The 20,965-nt window shown below is 62.1% G+C and carries 25 protein-coding genes; 20 read left to right on the top strand and 5 right to left on the bottom strand.

Going from position 1 to position 20,965, the window contains the following annotated elements; all coding sequences use genetic code 11:
- From HQL44_12300 to HQL44_12290, 3 genes are read right to left on the bottom strand one after another with little or no spacing between them, the layout of a single operon-like run.
- Positions 1-801 carry an ABC transporter permease gene (locus HQL44_12300; GenBank protein ID MBF0269361.1) on the bottom strand — a complete coding sequence of 267 codons (801 nt, stop codon included), beginning with the start codon at positions 799-801 and terminating at the stop codon, positions 1-3.
- Between the two features lie 5 nt (positions 802-806).
- Positions 807-1,133: an STAS domain-containing protein gene (locus HQL44_12295; protein MBF0269360.1), complete on the bottom strand. Its 327-nt coding sequence runs from the start codon at positions 1,131-1,133 to the stop codon at positions 807-809.
- The gene (locus tag HQL44_12290; protein MBF0269359.1) at positions 1,130-2,830 is read right to left on the bottom strand and encodes a SpoIIE family protein phosphatase; all 1,701 of its coding nucleotides are present in this window, start codon (positions 2,828-2,830) and stop codon (positions 1,130-1,132) included. The genes HQL44_12295 and HQL44_12290 overlap by 4 nt, the downstream gene beginning before the upstream one ends.
- Positions 2,831-3,027: 197 nt before the next feature.
- Between HQL44_12290 and HQL44_12285 the strand changes: the two genes are divergently transcribed.
- Positions 3,028-4,875 (top strand): GGDEF domain-containing protein, encoded by a 1,848-nt coding sequence (locus HQL44_12285; protein MBF0269358.1) that lies wholly within the window; start codon positions 3,028-3,030, stop codon positions 4,873-4,875.
- 29 nt (positions 4,876-4,904) lie between these two features.
- The gene (locus HQL44_12280; protein MBF0269357.1) at positions 4,905-8,015 is read left to right on the top strand and encodes an FkbM family methyltransferase; all 3,111 of its coding nucleotides are present in this window, start codon (positions 4,905-4,907) and stop codon (positions 8,013-8,015) included.
- Here HQL44_12280 and HQL44_12275 read toward each other — a convergent pair.
- Positions 7,987-8,292, bottom strand: a complete 306-nt coding sequence (locus HQL44_12275; protein ID MBF0269356.1) for a hypothetical protein — start codon at positions 8,290-8,292, stop codon at positions 7,987-7,989. The genes HQL44_12280 and HQL44_12275 overlap by 29 nt on opposite strands.
- Positions 8,293-8,360: 68 nt before the next feature.
- Positions 8,361-8,993: a helix-turn-helix transcriptional regulator gene (locus HQL44_12270; protein ID MBF0269355.1), complete on the bottom strand. Its 633-nt coding sequence runs from the start codon at positions 8,991-8,993 to the stop codon at positions 8,361-8,363.
- Positions 8,994-9,123: 130 nt separating this feature from the next.
- On the opposite strand from HQL44_12270, the gene HQL44_12265 reads away from it, so the two are divergent.
- From HQL44_12265 to HQL44_12180, 18 genes are all read left to right on the top strand, one after another.
- A complete protein-coding gene (locus HQL44_12265) occupies positions 9,124-9,492 on the top strand; it encodes a hypothetical protein (GenBank protein MBF0269354.1) in 369 nt (122 codons plus the stop codon).
- Positions 9,489-9,899, top strand: a complete 411-nt coding sequence (locus HQL44_12260) for a hypothetical protein (GenBank protein MBF0269353.1) — start codon at positions 9,489-9,491, stop codon at positions 9,897-9,899. Before HQL44_12265 ends, HQL44_12260 begins: the two co-directional genes overlap by 4 nt.
- Positions 9,900-10,160: 261 nt before the next feature.
- Entirely contained in the window at positions 10,161-10,403 is a 243-nt protein-coding gene (locus tag HQL44_12255) for a hypothetical protein (protein ID MBF0269352.1), read from the top strand.
- 4 nt (positions 10,404-10,407) lie between these two features.
- Positions 10,408-11,982 (top strand): head-tail connector protein, encoded by a 1,575-nt coding sequence (locus HQL44_12250; protein ID MBF0269351.1) that lies wholly within the window; start codon positions 10,408-10,410, stop codon positions 11,980-11,982.
- Positions 11,979-12,230, top strand: coding sequence for a hypothetical protein (locus HQL44_12245; protein MBF0269350.1), 252 nt, complete (start codon positions 11,979-11,981; stop codon positions 12,228-12,230). The genes HQL44_12250 and HQL44_12245 overlap by 4 nt, the downstream gene beginning before the upstream one ends.
- A 2-nt stretch (positions 12,231-12,232) precedes the next feature.
- Entirely contained in the window at positions 12,233-12,916 is a 684-nt protein-coding gene (locus HQL44_12240) for a hypothetical protein (GenBank protein MBF0269349.1), read from the top strand.
- Positions 12,917-13,065: 149 nt separating this feature from the next.
- The gene (locus HQL44_12235; protein ID MBF0269348.1) at positions 13,066-13,884 is read left to right on the top strand and encodes a hypothetical protein; all 819 of its coding nucleotides are present in this window, start codon (positions 13,066-13,068) and stop codon (positions 13,882-13,884) included.
- A gap of 12 nt (positions 13,885-13,896) precedes the next feature.
- Positions 13,897-14,166: a hypothetical protein gene (locus tag HQL44_12230; protein MBF0269347.1), complete on the top strand. Its 270-nt coding sequence runs from the start codon at positions 13,897-13,899 to the stop codon at positions 14,164-14,166.
- A gap of 78 nt (positions 14,167-14,244) precedes the next feature.
- A complete protein-coding gene (locus HQL44_12225) occupies positions 14,245-14,694 on the top strand; it encodes a hypothetical protein (GenBank protein MBF0269346.1) in 450 nt (149 codons plus the stop codon).
- A gap of 4 nt (positions 14,695-14,698) precedes the next feature.
- On the top strand, positions 14,699-15,331 hold the full coding sequence (locus tag HQL44_12220) for a CPBP family intramembrane metalloprotease (protein ID MBF0269345.1): 633 nt from the start codon (positions 14,699-14,701) through the stop codon (positions 15,329-15,331).
- A gap of 87 nt (positions 15,332-15,418) precedes the next feature.
- On the top strand, positions 15,419-15,988 hold the full coding sequence (locus HQL44_12215; protein ID MBF0269344.1) for a hypothetical protein: 570 nt from the start codon (positions 15,419-15,421) through the stop codon (positions 15,986-15,988).
- A gap of 1 nt (position 15,989) precedes the next feature.
- Positions 15,990-17,873 carry a hypothetical protein gene (locus HQL44_12210; GenBank protein ID MBF0269343.1) on the top strand — a complete coding sequence of 628 codons (1,884 nt, stop codon included), beginning with the start codon at positions 15,990-15,992 and terminating at the stop codon, positions 17,871-17,873.
- Positions 17,873-18,391, top strand: coding sequence for a hypothetical protein (locus tag HQL44_12205; protein ID MBF0269342.1), 519 nt, complete (start codon positions 17,873-17,875; stop codon positions 18,389-18,391). The genes HQL44_12210 and HQL44_12205 overlap by 1 nt, the downstream gene beginning before the upstream one ends.
- 12 nt (positions 18,392-18,403) lie before the next feature.
- Positions 18,404-20,017, top strand: a complete 1,614-nt coding sequence (locus HQL44_12200) for a hypothetical protein (GenBank protein ID MBF0269341.1) — start codon at positions 18,404-18,406, stop codon at positions 20,015-20,017.
- A gap of 5 nt (positions 20,018-20,022) precedes the next feature.
- Positions 20,023-20,235 (top strand): hypothetical protein, encoded by a 213-nt coding sequence (locus HQL44_12195; protein MBF0269340.1) that lies wholly within the window; start codon positions 20,023-20,025, stop codon positions 20,233-20,235.
- A complete protein-coding gene (locus HQL44_12190) occupies positions 20,235-20,462 on the top strand; it encodes a hypothetical protein (protein MBF0269339.1) in 228 nt (75 codons plus the stop codon). Before HQL44_12195 ends, HQL44_12190 begins: the two co-directional genes overlap by 1 nt.
- 77 nt (positions 20,463-20,539) lie before the next feature.
- Entirely contained in the window at positions 20,540-20,710 is a 171-nt protein-coding gene (locus HQL44_12185) for a hypothetical protein (GenBank protein ID MBF0269338.1), read from the top strand.
- Entirely contained in the window at positions 20,707-20,925 is a 219-nt protein-coding gene (locus HQL44_12180; GenBank protein ID MBF0269337.1) for a hypothetical protein, read from the top strand. The genes HQL44_12185 and HQL44_12180 overlap by 4 nt, the downstream gene beginning before the upstream one ends.
- The last annotated feature ends 40 nt before the right edge of the window (positions 20,926-20,965 follow it).

Raw genomic sequence — 20,965 nt, 5'->3', positions numbered from 1 at the left:
CTATCTGGTCAGCACGAAGGCGAACAGCATGTCGGTGACCACGATGGCGCTGATGGCGTGTACGACCGACCGCGTGGTCGCCTTGCCCACCCCCTCGGCGCCGCCCTGAACCAGGGAACCGTTGACCACGCCGACCAAGGTCACCAACACGGCGAAGATCACGCTTTTGCCAAGTCCGTGGCCCAGATCATCGACCTTCAGGGCTTCGATCACCCGTTCCCAATAGGCGGGAAAATCCATGCCCAGATCCATGCAGATATACATGCCCGCCCCGGTCAGGGCCACGAAATCGGCCAGCAGGGTCAGAAGCGGCAGCACGACCAGCATGGCCAGCAGGGCGGGGGCCACCAGAAAACGCACAGGATCAATGCCCATGACGTGCAGCGCGTCGATTTCCTGGTTGATGCGCATGGTGCCAAGGCGCGCCGCCAGCGCCGAGCCTGAGCGCCCGGCCACCACGATGCCGGTGATGAGGGGGGCGAATTCGCGCACCACCGACAGCGCCACCCCGAAGGTGACGCGGGACTCGGCGCCGAAGGTCTTGAGCGTATGGATGCCCTGGATGGCCAGCATGGCGCCCACGGTTCCTGCCAGGATGGCCACGATGGGAACGGCGCGCACGCCGAACTCCATCGCCTCGGCGACCACGGCGCCGAAGCGCACCGGCTGGCGCCGCCTTCTGCCCATGACCAGCCAGAACAGGCTTTCGCCCAGCAGGAAGGCGCCATAGCCGATCTCGGCGATGCCAGCGATGGTGGCGCGCCCGGTCTTCTCGACGAGATGAAGGTGGCGGGCGGGCAAGTCGCTTATCCTCCGACCGCCGCGTCCAGCGTGGCATGGATGGTGAACACCCGATCCAGCCTGGCCAATTGCAGCACGCGCAGCGCGGCCGGACTTAAGCCCGCCAGAGCGAAGGAAAAGCCCTTTTTCCGGGCCGACTGATAGGCCTCGACCAGACTGGCGACGCCGGAACTGTCGATATAGCTGACATTCGACATGTCGACCACCACCGGCTTGCCGCCGGAAACCGATTCCAGCAGCATCTTGCGCAGCGTAGGCGTGTGCTGAAGATCGGCTTCTCCATCCAGCGTCATGACCAGAAAGCCGCGGTCTTCGCGTACGGAAATGTTCATGGCAAGGGTCCTTGTTCGATACGAATAGACAGCTTGAGGCGGTTGCCTGCCCCCGGCGGGGGCTGTTCGAAACGGTGGTCGTCCAGCACGGACTGGATGAAATGGGTGCCAAGCCCGCCGGGGCGCACATCGTCCAGGTCACGGGGCCGGATGCGCGTTGGGTCAACCGCGGGCGCGTAATCGGTCATACGCACCACCAGATGTCCTTCTTCCTTCGAAATGTCGATATTTACCGGCTTGTCCGAAGGGCCGCCATAGGCGTGGCGGATGATGTTCTGCATGGCCTCGTCGACCGCCAGCACCAGATCGGCGTTCTTTTCATCCGATAACCCGGCCAGCGCCGCCGATTCGGCCACTACGCGGCGCACCATCTTCAAGCGGTCGGGCTGTGCCGGCACGTCCAGTCTGGCCAGGCGCAAGATGGGTTGGAACTGTTGGCCGTCAACCGGCTGCTGGCTGCCATCGACGGCCAGCAGGGTCAGATCGTCATGCACTTGACGCCCTGGGGCCAGGGCGCCATCGGCCAGGGCCGCCAGCTTGTCGGTCAGCGGCGCATCGTCCTTTTGCTCGCCGATCAAGGCGGCGACGCCCTCGGCTCCCAGCATTGTCCCGTCCTCCCCCGTGCTTTCGGTCAGGCCATCAGTGAAGATGTACAAGGTTCCTCCGTCAAGCGCCACCTCTTCGGATTCGTAAACCGTTCCCGGCAGAATGCCCACGGGCGGCGACGGGGCGGGAAGCGACATGGCGGGCTGGCCCTTGCGGATCAGCAGCGGCGGTTCGTGGCCCGCATTGGCGAAGGATAGTTTCTGTCCCGACGCATCCAGGAAGCCCGCCACCAGAGTCACGAATTTTCCCTGGCTGGCGGTTTCGCACAATTCGTCGTTGATGCGCGCGACCAGAAGCGCTGGATCGCATTCGTCCTTGGCCAGGGCGCGAAACAGGCTGGCCGTCTTGGCCATCAAAAGGGCGGCATCCATGCCCTTGCCGGAAACGTCGCCCAGGCAAAAGCCGATGCGGCCGTCCGGCAAAGGCAGGATGTCGTAGAAATCGCCGGCCACTTCGCGGAAGGGGCGGCCCAGCCCCGCGATGGGAAAGGGGGCGGGCCGGTCTTCGGGCAGCAGGCTGTGCTGGATTTGCGCGGCCAGCTCCATTTCGCGCTTCATGCGTTCTTGTTCGACCAGAGCTTGGGCCATGCGGGCGTTCAACAGGGCCAGGGCGGCGGCCGAGGCCAGGGCCTCCAGCACGCGGGCGTCCGGGGCGTCGAACAATCCGTCGCCGGTCGATTTGTTGATCAGCTCGATGGCGCCCAGGGCTTCGTTGCGCACCACCATGGGGGCGCACAGGATCGAGCGCGTGACGAAGCCGGTCTTGCTGTCGACATTGGCGTGAAAGTCGGGATCGTTTCGAACGTCGAAGACTGTCTGGGTAGTGCGGCCGGTGACGGCGCGGCCCACGATGCCGCTGGAAACCGGAATGCGCAGGCCGGTGATGTCGACCGGCCCGGCGCAGGCATGGCACACCAACTCGCCCTTTTCGGCCAGGAACAGCGACGCCGCCTCGGCGTTCAGGGCGTCGGCGATTCGCTCCAGCCCGTGCTTCAAACTGGCGTCCAGATTCTGCGACGTGGCGAAACTTAGGCTCATCGCGGCGATGAGATCCAGGTGTTCGGCCAGTCCGTGCGGATGGGAATCGATCATGGCGCATGATGCAATGGCTTGAAAGGATTGGAAAGCCAGTGTTTGCCTGCCAGCGGCTTAAATGAATGTTTTGTTGCAAGTCCTTGTAGATGTTGACTTTCTGCGGGCTAAAAGCGCATCCCTTGCCTGCTTTGAACGGTCCGGCAACAAGCGCGGAGAGCCTGATGACGATGCTTCAATTGGACCAGGCGGGATCAATGGCTCGCCCATTTCCCCCGTCGCCCTTACGCCCGACGCACGCCAAGGGGCCGGTGCCGCTGGCCGTGCCGCCCCGCCTGGGCCGCGCCTGGCAAGACATTCTGTCCAAGCTGGACTTCGCCTTTCAGCCCATCGTCAACATCCATACCGGCTATTGCGGCGGCTACGAGGCGTTGTTGCGCAACACGAGCGATGCCGGGTTCGCCAGCATCGGCGATTTCTTCGATTGCTGCCATGCCCAGGGCGTCCTGCCCGCCATCGAAGGGGTGCTGCTGGCCAAGGCGGCGCGCAAGTTCGCCACCATGCCCGGCGCCGCCAAACTGCGCTTGTTCCTGAACGCCGACAACCGCGCCCTGGGCGCACTGCCGGTGCTGCAAACGTTGAAATCGTGCCTGGCCGAGGAAGGCCTGTCCGAAACCGCCGTCACCTTCGAAGTGTCCGAGCGCCACCCCTTTCCGCTGACGCTGGACCCCACCCAGATCATTCGCGAATTGAAGCGCGACGCCTTCAAGATCGCCATCGACGATTTCGGCATCGGCTTTTCCGGCCTTCAGCTTTTGTATCAGGCCGAGCCGGAATATCTGAAGATCGACCGTTTCTTCATCGCGGGCATCTCGACCGACGCCAAAAAGAAGCTGTTTCTCGCCAACATGGTCAATGTGGCGCATGTGCTGGGCATCGAGGTGATCGCCGAAGGGGTGGAGACCGAGCAGGAATTCTTCAGCTGCAAGGACATCGGCTGCGATCTGGTGCAGGGCTACATGATCCAGCATCCGACGCAAGAGACCGCTTTGTTGCGCACGCACTATCCCGACATCGAGAAACTGAGCCGCCGCGAGCGCCGCCAGAAGGGTTCCGACCAGAAGATCATTTTCGAACAGATCGAGCGGCTGGAGCCTTTGGCCGCCACCAGCGACATGCGCACTGTTTTCTCGCGCTTCAGGGACGCCAAGAACCACAATTTCCTGCCCGTGGTCGACAATGCGGGCGAGCCGATGGGTCTGATCCGCGAGCGCGACCTGAAGGAGTTCACCTATTCGACCTACGGCAAGGAAATCATCTGCAACAAGAATTTCGGCTACAAGATCACGCACTTCATCGCCCGGTGCCCGATCGCAGACGTGCATACGCCCGCCGAAAAGATCCTCGAAATCTTCTCGGCCAACGCCAGCTCGGAAGGGGTGATCATCGTCGAGAACCTGAAATATGTGGGGTTTCTGGGCGCGCACGCCCTGCTGAAGGTGATCAACGAAAAGAACTTGGCCTTCGCCCGCGATCAGAATCCGCTGACCAAACTGCCGGGCAATAGCGTCATTCACGGGCTGGTCACCGAAGCCCTGGCCGACGCCGAGAACGCCTATTCCTTCGCCTATTTCGATTTCGACAATTTCAAGCCCTTCAACGACAAATACGGTTTCCGCCAAGGAGACCGGGCCATTTTGCTGTTCGCCGAAATCTTGTCGCGCGAGGCGCAAAGCCATGGCTTTGCGGTGGGGCATGTGGGCGGCGACGACTTCTTCGCCTGCTTCAAGGGAATGGACGGCGAAGCGGTCGGCGCCTTGGTGCGCGCCATCGGCCTGCAATTTCGCTATGAGGTGGAAAGTTTCTACGACGCGCCCGACCGGGCGGCGGGCTTCATCGAGGCGCATGACCGGGAAGGCAATATCCGCCGCTTCCCGCTTCTGACCGTGTCGGCGGCCCAACTCGACCTTCCATCGTCGCACGGCCCATCGACGGTCGAGGAAATCGGCTGGCTGATCGCCGAGTTGAAGAAGGGGGCCAAGGCCAGCCCGGACAAGATCTGTCAGGCCACGTTGATCACCTCCTGCGACAGCCGACTGGCCTGAGCCGTCGCCATTTGCTAACTTGGTCGGCGATGACCGACCCAACGCCCGCGACCGATATCGATATCTTGCCGCCCTTCGAGGCGTTCGAGCGAGCGCTGGATCTGCAAAGGTCTGGCCAATTGGAGCAGGCCGCCAGCGCCTATGAACAGGCGATGGCCGAACAGCCCGATCACATTCCCTCGCTGGTCAATGCCGCCGTGGTGCTGCGCCGCCTGGGCAAGCTGGAAGCCTCGCTGCGCCTGCTCTACAAGGCGTTGGAGATCGATCCCCGCCAGCCCGGCATGTGGCAGAATCTGGGCGAGACCTTGCGCCGCCTGAAGCGCCTGCACGAAGCGGTCGGCGCTTTCAAGAGGGCGGCGCAGGATTCGAACATCCTGTTGGCGGCGGTCAGCGGCCTAGCGCTAGCGCTTAAGGAAGCGGGCCAGTTGGACGAGGCGTTGTCGGCCATGGAAACGCTGCTGGCCAAGGAGCCTGGCAATGTCGCCGCCTGGGCCGCTTTCAGCGACGTCTTGTTCGATGCGGGTCAGGATGATGCGGCGCAACTGGCGCTGGAGCGCGCCATTCGCCTAAAGCCGACCTCGGCTGGCCATCATCTTAGGATGGCTTTCCACAAATCGCAGCAGGGCCAGTATCAGGCGGCGGAAGCGATCTATCGCGCCTTGCTGCGCCAAGGCGGCGAAGGCCTGGCGGCGGTTCATACCGGCCTAGCCCAGACGTTGATCAGCCAGGGGCGGCTGGAGGAGGCCCAGCCCCCCATTGCAAGGGCGATGGAGCTGGACGCCAATCTGATCGATAGCCATCTGGCGCGGGCGAGGCTTCATTTCCTGGCGGGCCGCCTGGGTCCCGGCTGGGCCGATTACGAATGGCGCAAGCGTCACATCGATTTCACGCCGCCCCATCTGCCTGTGCCGGTCTGGGACGGCCTGCCCTTGGCCGGGCGCTCGATTCTGCTGCTGGGCGAACAGGGTGCTGGCGACACGATTCAGTTCCTTCGCTATGTGCCCATGCTGGTGGCGGGCGGCGGCAAGGTGTTTCTAGCCACTTCGCCAGCACTTGCCCCCTTGCTGCAATCGATGCCGGGTTTGGCCGATGTGGTGACCGACGGCAAAGGCCTGCCCAAGACCGACTGCTACGCCCATCTATTGGACCTGCCCGCCTTGTTCAAGACCGAGTTGTCTTGCATTCCCGCCCGCGTGCCGTACCTGTTGGCCCCGTCAGTGCCAGAGAATTTGAAAATCAAGGTCCCGCAGGGGGCGCATCTAAAGGTGGGGCTGGCCTTTGCGGGCAATCCGCGCCACCGGGGCGATCGGCTGCGCAGCATGGCCTTTGCCAAGCTGGCTCCCTTGTTCGGCTTGCAAGGTGCGGCCTTCTATTCCTTGCAGGTCGGACAGGACCTGCCCGTCGAGGCCAAGCCCTTTCTTGACAGCGGCTTGCTGGTCGATTTGGCCCCGCGGATCGGCTCGTTCGCCGATACGGCGGCGCTGGTTTCGCAATTGGATCTGGTCATTTCGGTCGATACGGCGCTGGTGCATCTGGCGGGCGCTTTGGGCAAGCCCGCCTGGGTGCTGCTGCCCTTTGCTCCCGACTGGCGATGGCTGCTGACCTGCCAGGATTCGCCTTGGTATCCGACGCTGACCTTGTTTCGCCAGCCGCGCCCCAATGACTGGGACGGCGTCGTGCGCCGAGTCTTCATAGCGCTGCAGGAAAAATCGGCGGCGCAAGACATTCTAACCTTGCCTTCGGCGGCTAAGCGCGACGACGGACGGCCGCGTTTCACCATGACGCTGCCCAGAAGCCTGCTTAAGGATCCGGGGGCCGCCTTCATCCTCAAACGCGAAAGCCATTTTGGCGGCTATGAATACGCGACGCGCGCCTTTCTCGATGCGCATTTGGCGCCCGGCGACGTCGTTCTCGATATCGGCGCCCATTGGGGCGTGATCGCCCTTTCCTGCGCTAGTCGTTGGCCGGGCCAAGTGCGGGTGCTGGCCGTCGAGGCCGATGCGTCGAACGCGGCAAGGCTGAATGACTGGGCGGCGGCCAACGGCTTGGCCCATATGATCGAAACCGTGGTGGCGGGCTGCGCCGACAAGCCGGGCCAGGGGCGGCTGGCGGCGGGCGGCAACAGCAGCATGGGATTCTCGGTTCTGCCCGACCCCAAGGGGGCGTTGCGTCTGGTCAGCGTCGATTCCCTGCTGGCCGAGCGGCCCAGCCTTCGAGATGCGCGCTGCTTCGTCAAGATCGACGTAGAAGGCATGGAACCCGAAGTCGTGGCGGGTATGAAAGGCCTGCTGGCAAGCGGGCAGGTGGCGGCGATCATTCTGGAACGCGGGCGAGGATTCGACGAGGGCGCGCCTCGCAAGAATTTCACGCGTTTGCTGGCCGGGCTGACCGGGCAGGGCTTTCGTCTGATGCGCTTTGCCAACGAGCAACTAGGCGGCCCCTTGATTCCCTTCGTCGATACCGAGGATTTGTGCAATTTCATCGCTCTGGCGCCGGGCTTTGCGCCGCTGGACAGCTATCCGCGCCCGCCGGTTTCGCAGGCCGTGGCCCCCACCCAACCCGAACGGGCGCGCCAGGAAGGCGAGGCCAAGGCCAAGCGCACGACCAATTTGAAATCGGCCCTGACCAGCGATGCGGGTTTCTGGGCCGATCCGGCCAATCTGTCTTGGCTGGCCATCGAGCGTGCCGCCGCCGCCGCCTCGTTGCTGCCGCAAAAGGGCCGCGTGCTTGACCTGGGGGCGGGGCAGATGTTTTTGAAAAAGCATCTGGCGCCAGGGGTCGATTACGTACCTTGCGATCTCGTACCTTGGACGGAAGGCACGCTGGCTTGCGATCTCAATCAGGGCCAGTTCCCGGACGGCGCATTCGACGCCGTCGCCCTTCTCGAGGTTCTGGAATTCCTGCATGATCCGGGCAAGGTTCTTACGGCTTGCCGCAAGGCCAGCCCGTCCTTGGTGCTGACCTACCGGCTGCGCGACAAGGACAAGATCAAGGAGCGGCGCGCCCAGGGCTGGTTCAATGATTTCGACGAGAAACAGTTGCGCGCCCTGTTGGAAGAGGCGGGCTGGCGGATCGATCTGTTCGTTCCCGCCCCTGAAGCCAAAACGACGCTTATTCTGGCCAAGCCTCTGCCCGGCTGATCCAGCCGACGGCTTGGTCGCGCTCGTATTTCAAATTCGTCTGAAGCCTGTCCAGGGCGCACAAATCAACGCCGATTTTCTGGCGAGCACCCGCCAGCGCTTGGCGCGAAGACCCGGCCATGGCGGCAAGGAAACGAGCCTGCGCCATTGCCAGTCCCCGGGCGGCCGCTTGATCGGATTGCGCCAAGGCAAGCCGCAACCGTTCGGGCGGAAGAGGTCCATCGTAATGCAAGGACAGCCTGTTCAGGCGGTCGGGGTGAGGAACGAGCGTCTCCATGCCGGAAGGATGGCCTGCCGGACTGAGCGCGTCAAGGAATAATTGTGACAATTAGGTTTTGTGTCAGGTTACTGGCTGGCCCAGACCACGCGATGGATCAGCGCCACCTCTTCGATCGGCAAGGACCGGTTGGGATGCTGATCGTTCAAGGATTGCAGATCGACGAATTTGGCGGTGCGGCGCAAAAGCTGCTTGACCATCACCTCGCCATCGTTGGTTTTCACGATCACGCGGTCGGCGCGGCGGATCTGGGCGGCGGGCGAGACGATGACGATGTCGCCCTCGCGATAAAGCGGTTCCATCGAATCGCCGGTGATCTCCAGCGCATAGGCCTTGCTGTCGCCCATTTCCGGGAAAGGGATTTCATCCCAGCCGGCGCCGGTGGGGTAGCCCGCATCGTCGAAATAGCCGTCGGAACCGGCCTGAGCCAGTCCGATCAGCGGAATGCGCTGCACCGCGCCCGTCTCGTCGGGATTGTCGATCATGGTGACGAATTCCGCGATCGAGGCGCCGGTGGCGGTCAAGACCTTGGCCACGCTTTCCGTCGAAGGCCAGCGCAATTTGCCTTCGGGGCTGGTGCGCTTGCTCTTGTTGAAGGTGGTGGGATCAAGCCCCGCCTTGCGGGCAAGACCGGACGCCGTCAGCCCGTGCTTGAAAGCCAGACGGTCGATGGCATGCCATATATCGGCGTGACGCAGCATGGAATCCTCCCAACCCCCGCAAGGGCTTGTGGTTACAATCACAGGTAGGAACATAGTCAATTTTCCCCTTGACGTCAAGCGCCCACCATGTTTTGACAATGTTCCCACAATGTACGTGATGGAGACTTGCATGTCGTTCTATCGATACGTGCCAAAACCGCTGGCGGAGCCGCTAACCCAGCCCTTCGAAACAGCCGAGGAGGCATGGTTCTGGTACTGCCGTTCTCAGATCGCCAGACTCGAAGGGGCCAAGTTTCGTTCGACCGACAACGCCAGCGTTCCCAGGCCGTGCGACCCCGACGACGTCTTCGCGGTGGTCGATCGGCTCTACAAGGCCAGGGAGCTTGATCGTCGCCATCTGGTGGTTCTGGGCGATTACGGCTTGCGCCTGGCGCCGCCCCTGGAAGGTCGTGTCGATGAACGCGCCGCCGCCCGTTGCTGGGAGGAGGCGATGCTGCGTCTGCACCCCGTGCTGAAGGCCAAGGGAATCGTGCTGTGACAGGCAAAAACGCCTTATATGACAGCACGTACGACGAAGCCTGGGTGGGTTTTCGCAACAATACGGGGCTGGCCTGGCTTAAGCTGTTGAAGCCGGGATTTCGCCATTGCTTCTTGCTGTTGCGCAAAGGCGGGCAGTGGGTGGTTTACGATCCGCTTTCTCATCATACGCGCATCGATCTGGTCGAGGTCGGTTACGAACTGCTCGATGTTTTCAGCGAGGAAGGGTGCCGATTGATTCCGGCGGATATCGACGCTCCGCAGCCCGCCGCCGCGCCATGGCGGCCCTATAGCTGCGTCGAAGCGGTCAAGCGCGTGCTTGGGCTGAAGGCGGGATGGGTGCTGACGCCCTGGCAATTATACCGCCGCTTGACGTCGGCCAGCCGCCAACAAAAAAAGTTCCTATAACGCGATAATTGTCGTTGACGACGCAAAAAATGCGGAGTATATACTGCCTCATTACCGCCCTTACTGCGACCGCAGCGGATCATAAGCCTCGGAGGAGGCGCTGCTGACCAGAAGAGGGAGAGGTTTCCCGAAAGGGGCCGTTCGCATTCGCGGACGGCCCCTTTCGGTTTTCAGGTCCTTGGCATGCCAGCCCCGCCGGAATCCATCCGGCGGGGTTTTTCATTTCACTGGCGCTCTGCGCCGACAGCAAAGGAGTTCGTCATGGGTGGTTTCATGAGCATTTTCTTGCCGCCGTCCCCGCCGCCGCCGCCGCCGCCGGTCGTCTTGCCGCCGGTTACGCCCGCCCCGGTCGCCGACAACACGGCCGACGACGAGCGCAAGGCGCGCTTGGCCGCCGTGGCCCGCAACCGGGCCGGCTTGTCGGGCACCATCGCCACCTCCAGCCGCGGCGTGCTGGCCCCCGCACCCGGCGAGGGCGCTCGCAAAACGCTATTGGGAGAATAAGACCATGAACGAACAGAATGACCCCGAAGCGCAGCGCGTCGTGCTGAAGCGATTCGAAAAGGCCAAAGAGCGGCGCAATGTTTGGGAAGGCCATTGGCAGGAATGTTACGATTATGCGCTGCCGTCGCGCGGCGGCCCCTTGCTGTCGTCGCAGCCCGGCGCCAAGCGCACTGACCGACTGTTCGACGGCACGGCGCCCGATTGCGTCGATCAGTTGGCGGCCAGCCTGCTGGCGCAGCTGACGCCGCCCTGGGCGCAATGGTTCGGCCTGGCGGCTGGTCCCGACCTGACGCCCGAAGAGCGTGAAGTCGCCGCCCCGGTTCTTGAAAAGGCGGGAGCGGCCCTGCAAAGCCATTTCGACCGGTCGAACTTCGCCATCGAAATGCATCAGTGCTATCTCGATCTGGTCACGGCGGGCACGGCGTCGCTTTTGTTCGAGGAAGCGCCGCTGGGGTCGGCCTCGGCCTTTCGCTTTACCGCCATTCCCTTGGCGCAGTTAGCACTTGAGGAAAGCGTGGAAGGCAGGCTCGACACCACCTTCCGCTCGAGCGAGATGACGATCAGCGCCATCCGCGAGCGATTTCCGAAGGCGCAATTGCCCGAAAGCATGGACCGCAAAAGCAAGGACGCCGCCGATGCGCGCTTCAAGGTGGTCGAAGCCGTGCTGCCCGAACGGCACGGCTACGCCTATCACGCCATTCTGGACGGCGAGGGGACAGGCGGAGCCGCGACCTTGGCCGAAGGGCGGTTCGACATGTCGCCCTTCATCAATTTTCGCTGGCTGAAGGCGCCGGGCGAGGTCTATGGCCGCTCGCCGGTCATGAAAAGCCTGCCCGACATCAAGACCGCCAACAAGGTCGTCGAACTGGTGCTGAAGAACGCCACCATCGCCGTCACCGGCATTTGGCAGGCCGATGACGACGGCGTGCTCAATCCGGCCAACATCAAGCTGGTGCCGGGCACGATCATTCCCAAGGCGGTGGGGTCGGCTGGCCTGACGCCCTTGGAAACGCCGGGTCGTTTCGACATTTCGCAACTGATGCTGACCGATTTGCGCCAGCGCATTTCGCACGCCTTGTTGGCCGACCGGCTGGGACAGATCGACGCGCCCAACATGACCGCGACCGAGGTGCTTGAACGATCGGCGGAAATGGCGCGCCTGTTGGGCGCCACCTATGGACGCTTGCAATCGGAATTGCTGACGCCCTTGGTGATGCGCGCCGTCGCCATCTTGAAGCGGCGCGGCGAAATCCCCGGCCTGTCCATCGACGGCCATCAGATCGAGCTGATCTACAAATCGCCGCTCGCCAACGAACGCGGGCGCGAGGATGCGAAGAATACGTTGCAATGGCTGACCGCCGTCATGTCGTTCGGGCCGCCAGCCAATCAAGTCGTCGATCTAGGAGCGGCCGCCCGTTGGCTCGCCAAGGCGCTGAACGTGCCTGCCGAGCTGTTGCGCGCCGCTCCCGCCTCGCCGGGCGTCGATCCTGCCCTGACCTCCCTGATCACCGGGATGGCGCAAGGCGCGGTCGCACCCCAGCCCAGCGACGCCAGGCCGGTTCAGGGAGGGGTGCCATGACCGATCGCCCCGGAACCGGCCACCCCGATCTTGCCCGCACGTTCGCCAGGACATTTCGCGGCGACGACGGCGCAAGAGCGCTTGCTCATCTGAAGGCGGTCACGCTGGAGCGACATCTGGGTCCCGAATCCAGCATCGCCCAACTGCGCCATCTGGAAGGCCAGCGTCACTTGGTCAACCACATCCTGTCTCTCGTGCGCCGCGGCCGCGAGGGCCAGCCATTCGACATCGAAACCGAGGAGAACTGAAAATGACCGACATCAATGCCAACCAAACCAGCCAGGCGCAGGCCCGCCCCGGCTTTCTGCCCGAGAAATTCTGGGACGAGGCCACGCAAAGCCCGCGTCTCGAGGAACTCGTCCGCTCCAACATTGAACTCGAGCGACGTCGCGGCCAGGAAGGCGGCCAGCGTCCCAACGTGCCCGCCTCGCCCGACGCCTATGCGATCACCGAACATCATCCGATGTGCGGCTGCGATCTGGAGGTGAACAAGCGCCTGCATGCGGCGGGATTCAGCAACGAGCAGGCGCAGCTTGTCTATGACCTGGCCTTCGAGCGCCTGCTGCCCACCATTCACGGCATGGCGGCGCAGATGTATGGCCAGCGCCACGAGGAGAAGCTGCACCAACATTTCGGCGGCCCTGAAAGGTTCGCCGAGGTTCAGCGTCAACTGTCCGCTTGGGCCAAAGCCAATCTGCCCGAAGACGTGTTCAAGGCCATGAGTTCGTCGGCCGAGGGCGTGATGGCGCTCGAGCGCATGATGAATTCCGGCGAACCGGGGCTGAACATGAAAGGGGCCGAAAGCGGCATGCCCGCCAACGAAGCCGAGCTGAAGAAAATGGTGGCCGATCCCCGCTACTGGAAAAGCCGCGACCCGGCCTACATGGCCAAGGTCACCGACGCCTTCAAGCGCGCCTACGACAGCCAGAACTAGGCGCGCCCCTTATTGCCCTCAAGACAACCCAGCCTTGGGCCTTGGGGTTTGTGGCGCCGCTGCGGGCGGCGCGCCGAAACCGGATCGGCGCGTCATAACCCGCAAGCGGCGCCATTTTTCGTTCAACCGATCAAACAAGGATCAAAGACATGAGCAACAACATCGAATCCAGTTACGTCAAACAGTACGAAGCCGAGGTCCACAACGCCTATCAGCTGATGGGATCGAAACTTCGCAACACCGTGCGCAGCAAGAACAGCGTCGTCGGCTCGTCTTGCGTCTTTCCCAAGGTGGGCAAGGGCATCGCCTCGACCAAGGCGCGTCACGCCCATGTGCCGGTGATGAACATCGACCACGGTCAGGTGGAATGCCAGTTGTACGACTATTATGCGGGCGACTGGCTGGACCATCTGGACGAATTGAAGACCAACACCAAGGAAAAGGAAGTGCTGGTCAAGGCGGGCGCCTACGCGCTGGGCCGCAAGTCGGATGAGCTGATCATCGCACAGCTCGACGTCAGCACCAATTACGCCCAGGACGGCACGACGGCGCTGACCAAGGCGAAGGTGCTGGAAGCCTTCGAAATGCTGGGGGCTTCCGATGTGCCCGACGACGGCGAGCGTTACGCCGTGGTCGGTTGGAAGCAGTGGAGCGACCTTCTGGCCATCGAAGAATTCTCGAACGCCGATTACGTTGGCGGCGAGGATCTTCCCTGGCAGGGCACCCAGGCCAAGAAGTGGCTGGGAACCTTGTGGATGCCGCATTCCGGCCTGACCAAGTCGGGCAGCGTGCGCTACTGCTACTGGTTTCACAAGACCGCCATCGGCCACGCCATCGGCAAGGATGTGACCAGCGACGTCACCTGGCACGGCGACCGTGCCGCCTTTTTCGTCTCGAACATGATGAGCCAAGGCGCCGCCCTGATCGACGCCTCGGGCGTCGTTTCGATGCGTTGCCTGGAAAGCTAAGGAGAAAAGAACATGTCCTATCAGTCAAAGAACTTAAGCGTGCTGGCCTACGCCAACGGTTTCACGCTCTGGCATTACACGACCGCCGACGCGGCCTCGATTGTGGACAGCGACGGCTACTTCAATGCGGCGGCCGACATGCTGCGCGTGGGCGACATCATCATCGCCAACGTGGCGACCGGCGGCACGATGCAGGCGGGCCAGTTCCTGGTCACGTCGAATTCGGCTGGCGTCGTTGACGTTAACGACATGACGCAGATCGGCTCGACCGACACCGACTAAAGAAGACCGCTTCTCCCCAACTGCCGAAGGGCCGGGTGCTTGCATCCGGCCCTTCGGGCTTTTTGAAAGGAAAGCTGCATGTCAATTTCGCAAGCTCCCGATGAAGCCGCGCTTAGGCGTCTAATTGGGACCAAGGCCTACTGGGATCAGCGTCATCCCGATCATCAGCGCGTGAATGAATATGTGCGAGAAGGTTATGAACTCTTGTATGACCCAAGAAAAGAAAGCAAAGTGAACGAATGCGATCTATCAGCTTCGGATCCCTTCGAAAGGGGGCGCCAATTGATGCGAGGGTTGCTTATGGCGCAGGCATCAAATGCCGCCGAGAAGAAAGGGCAAAATGACGGGCAACAAAGGCCGACCATCGATATTCCAGTCAAGCGACCGATACCGGAGATTGGGCCTTCAGGTCCCCTCGAACGGGCAGGTGGGTGGATTATGAAACAAAGAAGCAATGTCTACGACTGGCTCGGGAAAAAAGCCCCCGAATTGGACAGGCCGCCCGGTCCTGGTGGAACAAGGCAGTAGGGAAATGCCGGATTTCGTTGCACAGACAAGACGCCAAAGACCTCTTCTTGCTTACGCGGCGGGGGTAGCCGTTTTTGTTCTGAACGACTTGGCGTTCTTGCTGCTGGACGGCACCTATCAACTATATCTGGCAGATTATGGCTTTCGGGCGGTCTTGTTGGCGCTGATGCTTCCCATTCTAAGGGACGTGCTGCCAGGGCCACCGAGACGAGGCTCGCCCCTTGTGATGATGGCCCTGTTCGTTGGCTTGGTTGGCTTCTCCATGGCCTGCGAGCCGATCTCGGTGCTTCTTGGCAGTGGATGGCGGTTATTCAACTGGCCAACGATTGAGAATGGCGTTCTTTGGCTGCTGGACATGACCTTGGGATTGGCCCTTGTGTCCGTCAGCGAGGAGTTTGTCGCAAGGCGCTTGGCTTTGGCCGTTCTGCCGGGAGCCATATGGAAGCGGGTCGTCATGTCCAGCCTGCTGTTCGGGCTTGGGCATTGGGGAATGGGCTATGGACACATTGTGGAGACGACGACCATCGGCCTTGCCTTTGGCGCGGCCTATGCCTGGAGCGGCTCGTTAAGATTGGTGATGATCGCCCATTTCGCAGTGGATTTTCTGGTCTTTGGTTTGGACATGAGCAATCTGTAGCAAGCCTTCAGTTAAATGAACCTCGTTCACCGGCCCGCTTCACAGCGGGCCTTTTTTTTCGCGCAACCACAAGAAGGAATCATCGCAATGGCACTTTCATCCATAGCGCTTTGCTCGCGCGCCCTGTTGAAAATCGGGGCTTCGGCCATCGCCTCGTTCGACGAGGGAACGGCGGAAGCCGAGGTGGCGGCCAATCTCTATCCATCCATCCGCGACGCGCTGTTGTCGTCGCATCCTTGGAACTTCGCGACGGGACAAACCTCGCTGGCCCGCTTGACGGCGACGCCGGTGGCTGACTACGACCACGCGTTCCAATTGCCGGGCGATTTCCTGCGCGCCCTGTCGGCAGGCGTTACCGGGCGCGGGCGCGGCCTTGATTACCGCATCGCCGAGAACCGGCTGCACAGCAACGCGCAAACCGTGGTTCTGACCTATGTCTTCAGGCCGCTCGAGGCGGATTTTCCGCCCTTCTTCGACGCGGCGCTGATCGCAAGGTTGTCAGCGGAATTCTGCGCGCCGATCACCGAAAGCACGGCCCGTGCCGAACTGTTGTTTCGATTGGCGGAAGATGAATTCAGGCGAGCCAAGCTGATCGATGGGCAACAAGACACGCCGTCATCGATCGATTCCTTTCCTCTGGTCGATGTGAGGTCGTGACATGCCCAACCTGAAAACGATCAAGACGAACTTCACTTCGGGCGAGATATCGCCGGGCCTTTTAGGGCGTGGCGATCTGCGCGCCTATGAAAACGGCGCCATGCGCCTGCGCAATGTGGTGGTGGCGCCGACCGGCGGGGCGTCGCGCCGCCCCGGCCTTGCCTATATCGACACGGCAGACGGCAAAGGACGGTTGGTGGGATTCGAATTCAACACCGAACAGGTCTATCTGCTGGTCTTCACGGATGGGCGGATGGATGTCTATCAGGACGGCGCTTGGGTGGCGGGGAAGGATGTGCCCTGGACCGAGGCGCAGTTGGCGCAACTGTCCTGGACGCAAAGCGCCGACACGCTTCTGGTGACCCATCCCGACGTGCAACCCAGGAAAATCACGCGCAGCTCGCACGTCGATTGGTCGGTCGCGGTCTGGAGCTTTACGGAAGAATCGAACCTGCTCCGCCAGCCCTATCATAAGTTCACGGCGCCCGAAGTGACGCTGACGCCTTCGGCGACCTCGGGGTCTATCACTCTAACGGCGTCGGCCAACTTGTTCGATGCCGCCCATGTAGGCCAGCGCTTTCGCATCAAAAGCAAGCAGGTGGCGATCACGGCGGTCTCGTCGCCCACTTCGGCCAGCGCCGAGACGAAGGAGGATCTTGAAGATACGAGTGCGACCGAGGATTGGGACGAAGCGGCCTTTTCCAGCCTGCGCGGCTGGCCTGTCTGTTGCTGCTTTCACCAAGACAGGCTGGTCATTGGCGGCTCGCGCGATTTGCCCAACCGCATGTGGCTGTCGAAAAGCTCGGAACTGTGGAACTTCGATCTGGGTGAGGGACTGGACGACGAAAGCATCGAATTCACCTTGCTGTCCGACCAGGTGAACGCCGTGCGGGCGGTGTTCTCGGGCCGCCATCTTCAGGTGCTGACCTCGGGCGCCGAATGGATGGTGACCGGATCGCCCCTAACTCCTGGCAAGATTCAGGTCAATCGCCAGACCCGCAACGGATCGATGGTTGATCGCCAGGTACCGCCGCGCGACGTCGATGGCGCCACCATTTTCGCGGGGCGCACCGGCAACGACCTGCGCGAGTTTCTGTATACGGATATCGAGCAGGCCTACACCTCGCACGATCTGGCCATGCTGGCCGGACATCTGTGCAACGGGCCGGTCGACATGGATTACGATCCGGCGATGCGACTTTTGTACGTCGTGATGAGCGACGGCTCGATAGCGGCGATCACCAACTACCGCGCCGAGCAGGTAACCGCCTGGTCGCTGCTGACCACGGATGGATTGTTCCATTCCGTCGCCGTGGTCGGCGACAGCGCCTATGTGCTGGTCGAGCGCCAAGGAGACTATCTGATCGAATGTTTCGATCCAACGCTCAACACCGACAGCGCGCTGCTGGGCGAGGGCGAGGAGCCGGGAGATATCTGGAGCGGTCTTGACCATCTTGAAGGGCGCACGGTCAGCGTGGTGGGCGACGGCCTGCCTGTGGGCAGCGCCGTGATCGAAGGCGGTTCGCTGCTGCTCGATCATCCTGCGACCACGGTCGAAGCGGGCCTGGCCTTCATGCATGAAATACAGCCCTTGCCGCCGGCGGGCCAGGTCAAGCCGGTGCGCCTGATCTCGGCCGCCTTTCGCCTGCAAGACACGCAAGCGCTGCGGGTGGATGTCGGCAAGGGCGCCCAGCCCATTCCCTTCAAGCATCTGGGCGTCGAAAGCGCCTTGGACGCGCCAGCGCAACCTTTCTCGGGCGAAGTGAAACTACGCGCCCTGGGCTGGCGGCGCAATTTAGCCGAACCATTGTGGGTCGTGCGTCAATCCGACCCGCTGCCCTCGACGGTTCTTTCCGTAACCACAGAAACGAAAGTGAGCGACTGATGTCTGGATTTGAACCCATCATGGCCGCCTTTGGCGGCAAGGCTGCATTTGCAAGCGCAATGACCGGCCTGGCGACTTCCGTCATCGGCGGCGTGGCCAGCAATGCCCAAGCCAAAAGCCAAGCCAGCTACCAGCAAGCGCTGCAAGCGCAGCAGCAAGCGCAGGCGCAAGCCCAGGCGCAAGCGCAACTGGCTGGCCTGCAAGCCTCGTATGACAACGAGGCGGACAGGCGACGACGCCAGTTAAAGGTTGAACTGGCCAGCCGCAAGGCCGCCTTCGGGGCATCCGGCCTGGAAACGGCTTCCAGCGGCTCGGCCAATGCCGTTTTGAAAGGCTTGGTGACGCAATCGGCCAGCGAGCAGGAGCAAGACGACAAGATGTACAAATTGAAGGCCGACGCCATTGGCCAGAATCTCAGCTTCGCCAACCAACGCAATCTGCTGGAGCAAAGCCGTCAGTTTTCCGGCTCTTCCAGCGGGCTGGGGCTGGCGGGCAATCTTCTCAAATCCATGCTGTGAAAGGAGCAGACCATGACCGAACATATCCAAATCAGCGCAGTTCAGCCGCGCGTCCAATATACGGCCGACGGTTCGCAGACCAGCTTTCCCTATCCCTTCCCCATCTTCGAAGCCTCCGACCTTGAAGTGTATCTTGATGGCGAACTGCAAGGGTCGGGCTTTGGCGTCAGCGGGGCGGGCGAAAGCGCCGGTGGGTCCGTCACTTTCGCAAGCGCGCCTGCGCAAGATGCGCAAGTAACCTTGCGGCGCAATGTCGCCATCGCCCGCGTTTCCGACTTTCAGGAAGGCGGCGCCTTGCGCGCTAAGGTATTGAACGACGAGTTGGATCGTTTGACGGCGGCGCTGCAGCAGGTGGCCAACTCGCTCGACCGCTCGCTGGTTCTGTCGCCGGTCGATCCGAGCGGAAGTTTGACCTTGCCGTCGCTGGCTGAACGGGCCGGCGCCTTTCTGGGTTTCGACCAAGATGGATTGCCGACGGCGCTCTCGGCTGCGGGTTTCAAAGGCGACAAGGGCGACAAAGGCGATCAGGGCGATCCCGGCACCGGAACGGGCGACATGCTGGCCGCCAACAATCTGTCGGACGTGGCGGATGCGCAGGCGGCCAGAGCCAATTTGGGTCTGGAGATCGGCGTGGATGTGCTGGCTCCGGACGGGGATGGTTCGGCCTTGACCGGCATTTCCACGGCGGATCAGACGGCGCGCGACCAGATTGCTCTAACCAATCTTCGCTTACTTTTGAACTCCAGCATTGCCTCGGGCGCTTTGGTTCAGGGCTATATGTGGGAATTTGCCAGCGATGAGTGGGGCGCCAGCAGCAGCGGCGAAACCTACATCGCGGTGGCGGGCGGGAATGTTGCGAATATCAGCGGCGGAACAGGCTCGACGATTGGCGACATGACCAACAATGGTGGCCTGGCGGCGCTGTTCGATGGAACAACTGTGTCTGGCCATGGTGCGGGAGCCATGTCGGCTGGCGTCGGAACCGGCAATGCTGGAAAGAATTGGGGAACGCCCAAGCTGGTGTCGAAAGCCACCATTTACGGCCCCAACAACTTGTATGTCGGCAACAACGACACGACGCTTGTAAAACTGCAAGGCTCGAACGATGGATCGACTTGGATCGATCTGGCGTCGGGAACCTGCCCCGCCTCGAATTCATCGGTCACCGACATAATCTATACGGGGGCGGGCAGTTATTCATACCATAGGTGCCTGTTCACGCCGACGAATGGCGGGGCCAGTGTTTACGTTGCCGAGATCGTCTTTTCCGAGATCATCTCCATCAGCAACGGCTATTACACAGGAGCGGCGATGACGCTGATTCCCGGCTCAAGCGTTTCCGCATCCAGCGCCCCCACTTACATGGACGCCTATTTCCTGTGGAAGGACGATAGCGGATCGGCGGTGCTGGGCACGGACCTGACGGTGGACCTGTCCAGGGACGGCGGCACGACCTGGACCGCGGCGACGCTTGCAAACCTTGCCAGCTTTGACGGCACCTATTCCATCGTCAAAGCCAGGGCCAATGTCGGGGCGCAGCCGTCTGGAACATCCATGAAATGCCGAATCTCAACCCTTAACGGAAAATCGCAGCGGGTTGGACCCACTGCCCTTTATGCGGAGTGACGACAATGAATCAATGGCTGATTGACCTGCTGGCGAAACATCCAGACGACGGAAATTGGGCGAAGCGGCGGCGCATGATGTATCTCGACCGCTGGTCGTCTTATGCCGTGGCGGCTGCGATGTACGACCGCGATGTGAAGGGCGACGCAACCGCCTTCAACGCCTATGTCGCCGATATCGAAGCGATCAAGGCGGCGGTGCCCAAGGAGGTGGGGTGATGGCCAGGCCAAGATCGTGGGCGCGCATTCGCACTCAGCGCGACAAACGCCTTAAGAAGGCGTTGGCCGTGCTTGAGCGCCATCGCACGCAGAAAGACTTCATGCTGGACACCACGATTTGCGACGCCAAGGCCAAGGAATGGGCCGACTATGCCCAGGATTTGCGCGACGTCACGCTGCAAACGGCGTCCAGCGCCATCATTTGGCCGGACGAGCCGGGCGAATAGCGCCTTACGCGTCCTGCCGATGTCCAGCCGGGATTCTCCCGGCTTTTTTTATTGTCTCGATGAAAGGAGATCGTCTCATGTTTACTTGGTTTCTCGAACGACTGAAGGAGCCTTCAAGCTGGGCCGGATTGTCCGCTCTGGCCTTGGCCCTGGGGGTCAGCGAGCTTGAATGGGCCGCCATCGGCAACGCGGGCGCCGCCGTCGCCGCAGCCGTCGCCGTGGTTCTCAAAGAGCGGGCGCGCGGATGATGGCGGGCATTTGGCAAGCCGTCTTGTCGCTGGCCGGTCATTTGCTGCATCTGCTGCCGCTGGCGGCGGCATGGCGGGCGGGCCAACTGTCGGCCAACGCCGAGCGGCTTGCCCAGGCGCTTGACCATGCAAAAGCAGCCCAGGCCATCGACGAAGAGGTGGCTCGCCTTGACGATCGCGCTCTTGGGCGCGAGTTGCTCCGGCGCGGGGAGTGAATGCGCGTGGGTCCAAAGGATCGCAGCCGATCCCAAGGAC

It is taken from the genome of Alphaproteobacteria bacterium, assembly GCA_015231795.1.
In the GTDB taxonomy this organism is placed as follows: domain Bacteria; phylum Pseudomonadota; class Alphaproteobacteria; order Rhodospirillales; family WMHbin7; genus WMHbin7.
This window is presented reverse-complemented; position numbering and strand designations above follow the sequence as displayed.

Excerpts from the sequence above, each read along its gene's own strand:
- HQL44_12275 (MBF0269356.1), bottom strand. The coding sequence starts at position 8,292 with ATGGAGACGCTCGTTCCTCACCCCGACCGCCTGAACAGGCTGTCCTTG.
- HQL44_12215 (MBF0269344.1), top strand. The coding sequence starts at position 15,419 with ATGGCACTTTCATCCATAGCGCTTTGCTCGCGCGCCCTGTTGAAAATC.
- HQL44_12220 (MBF0269345.1), top strand. The coding sequence starts at position 14,699 with ATGCCGGATTTCGTTGCACAGACAAGACGCCAAAGACCTCTTCTTGCT.
- HQL44_12210 (MBF0269343.1), top strand. The coding sequence starts at position 15,990 with ATGCCCAACCTGAAAACGATCAAGACGAACTTCACTTCGGGCGAGATA.
- HQL44_12250 (MBF0269351.1), top strand. The coding sequence starts at position 10,408 with ATGAACGAACAGAATGACCCCGAAGCGCAGCGCGTCGTGCTGAAGCGA.
- HQL44_12235 (MBF0269348.1), top strand. The coding sequence starts at position 13,066 with ATGAGCAACAACATCGAATCCAGTTACGTCAAACAGTACGAAGCCGAG.
- HQL44_12185 (MBF0269338.1), top strand. The coding sequence starts at position 20,540 with ATGTTTACTTGGTTTCTCGAACGACTGAAGGAGCCTTCAAGCTGGGCC.
- HQL44_12280 (MBF0269357.1), top strand. The coding sequence starts at position 4,905 with ATGACCGACCCAACGCCCGCGACCGATATCGATATCTTGCCGCCCTTC.
- HQL44_12190 (MBF0269339.1), top strand. The coding sequence starts at position 20,235 with ATGGCCAGGCCAAGATCGTGGGCGCGCATTCGCACTCAGCGCGACAAA.
- HQL44_12195 (MBF0269340.1), top strand. The coding sequence starts at position 20,023 with ATGAATCAATGGCTGATTGACCTGCTGGCGAAACATCCAGACGACGGA.
- HQL44_12230 (MBF0269347.1), top strand. The coding sequence starts at position 13,897 with ATGTCCTATCAGTCAAAGAACTTAAGCGTGCTGGCCTACGCCAACGGT.
- HQL44_12205 (MBF0269342.1), top strand. The coding sequence starts at position 17,873 with ATGTCTGGATTTGAACCCATCATGGCCGCCTTTGGCGGCAAGGCTGCA.
- HQL44_12180 (MBF0269337.1), top strand. The coding sequence starts at position 20,707 with ATGATGGCGGGCATTTGGCAAGCCGTCTTGTCGCTGGCCGGTCATTTG.
- HQL44_12245 (MBF0269350.1), top strand. The coding sequence starts at position 11,979 with ATGACCGATCGCCCCGGAACCGGCCACCCCGATCTTGCCCGCACGTTC.
- HQL44_12265 (MBF0269354.1), top strand. The coding sequence starts at position 9,124 with ATGTCGTTCTATCGATACGTGCCAAAACCGCTGGCGGAGCCGCTAACC.
- HQL44_12240 (MBF0269349.1), top strand. The coding sequence starts at position 12,233 with ATGACCGACATCAATGCCAACCAAACCAGCCAGGCGCAGGCCCGCCCC.
- HQL44_12290 (MBF0269359.1), bottom strand. The coding sequence starts at position 2,830 with ATGATCGATTCCCATCCGCACGGACTGGCCGAACACCTGGATCTCATC.
- HQL44_12270 (MBF0269355.1), bottom strand. The coding sequence starts at position 8,993 with ATGCTGCGTCACGCCGATATATGGCATGCCATCGACCGTCTGGCTTTC.
- HQL44_12255 (MBF0269352.1), top strand. The coding sequence starts at position 10,161 with ATGGGTGGTTTCATGAGCATTTTCTTGCCGCCGTCCCCGCCGCCGCCG.
- HQL44_12200 (MBF0269341.1), top strand. The coding sequence starts at position 18,404 with ATGACCGAACATATCCAAATCAGCGCAGTTCAGCCGCGCGTCCAATAT.
- HQL44_12285 (MBF0269358.1), top strand. The coding sequence starts at position 3,028 with ATGGCTCGCCCATTTCCCCCGTCGCCCTTACGCCCGACGCACGCCAAG.
- HQL44_12225 (MBF0269346.1), top strand. The coding sequence starts at position 14,245 with ATGTCAATTTCGCAAGCTCCCGATGAAGCCGCGCTTAGGCGTCTAATT.
- HQL44_12295 (MBF0269360.1), bottom strand. The coding sequence starts at position 1,133 with ATGAACATTTCCGTACGCGAAGACCGCGGCTTTCTGGTCATGACGCTG.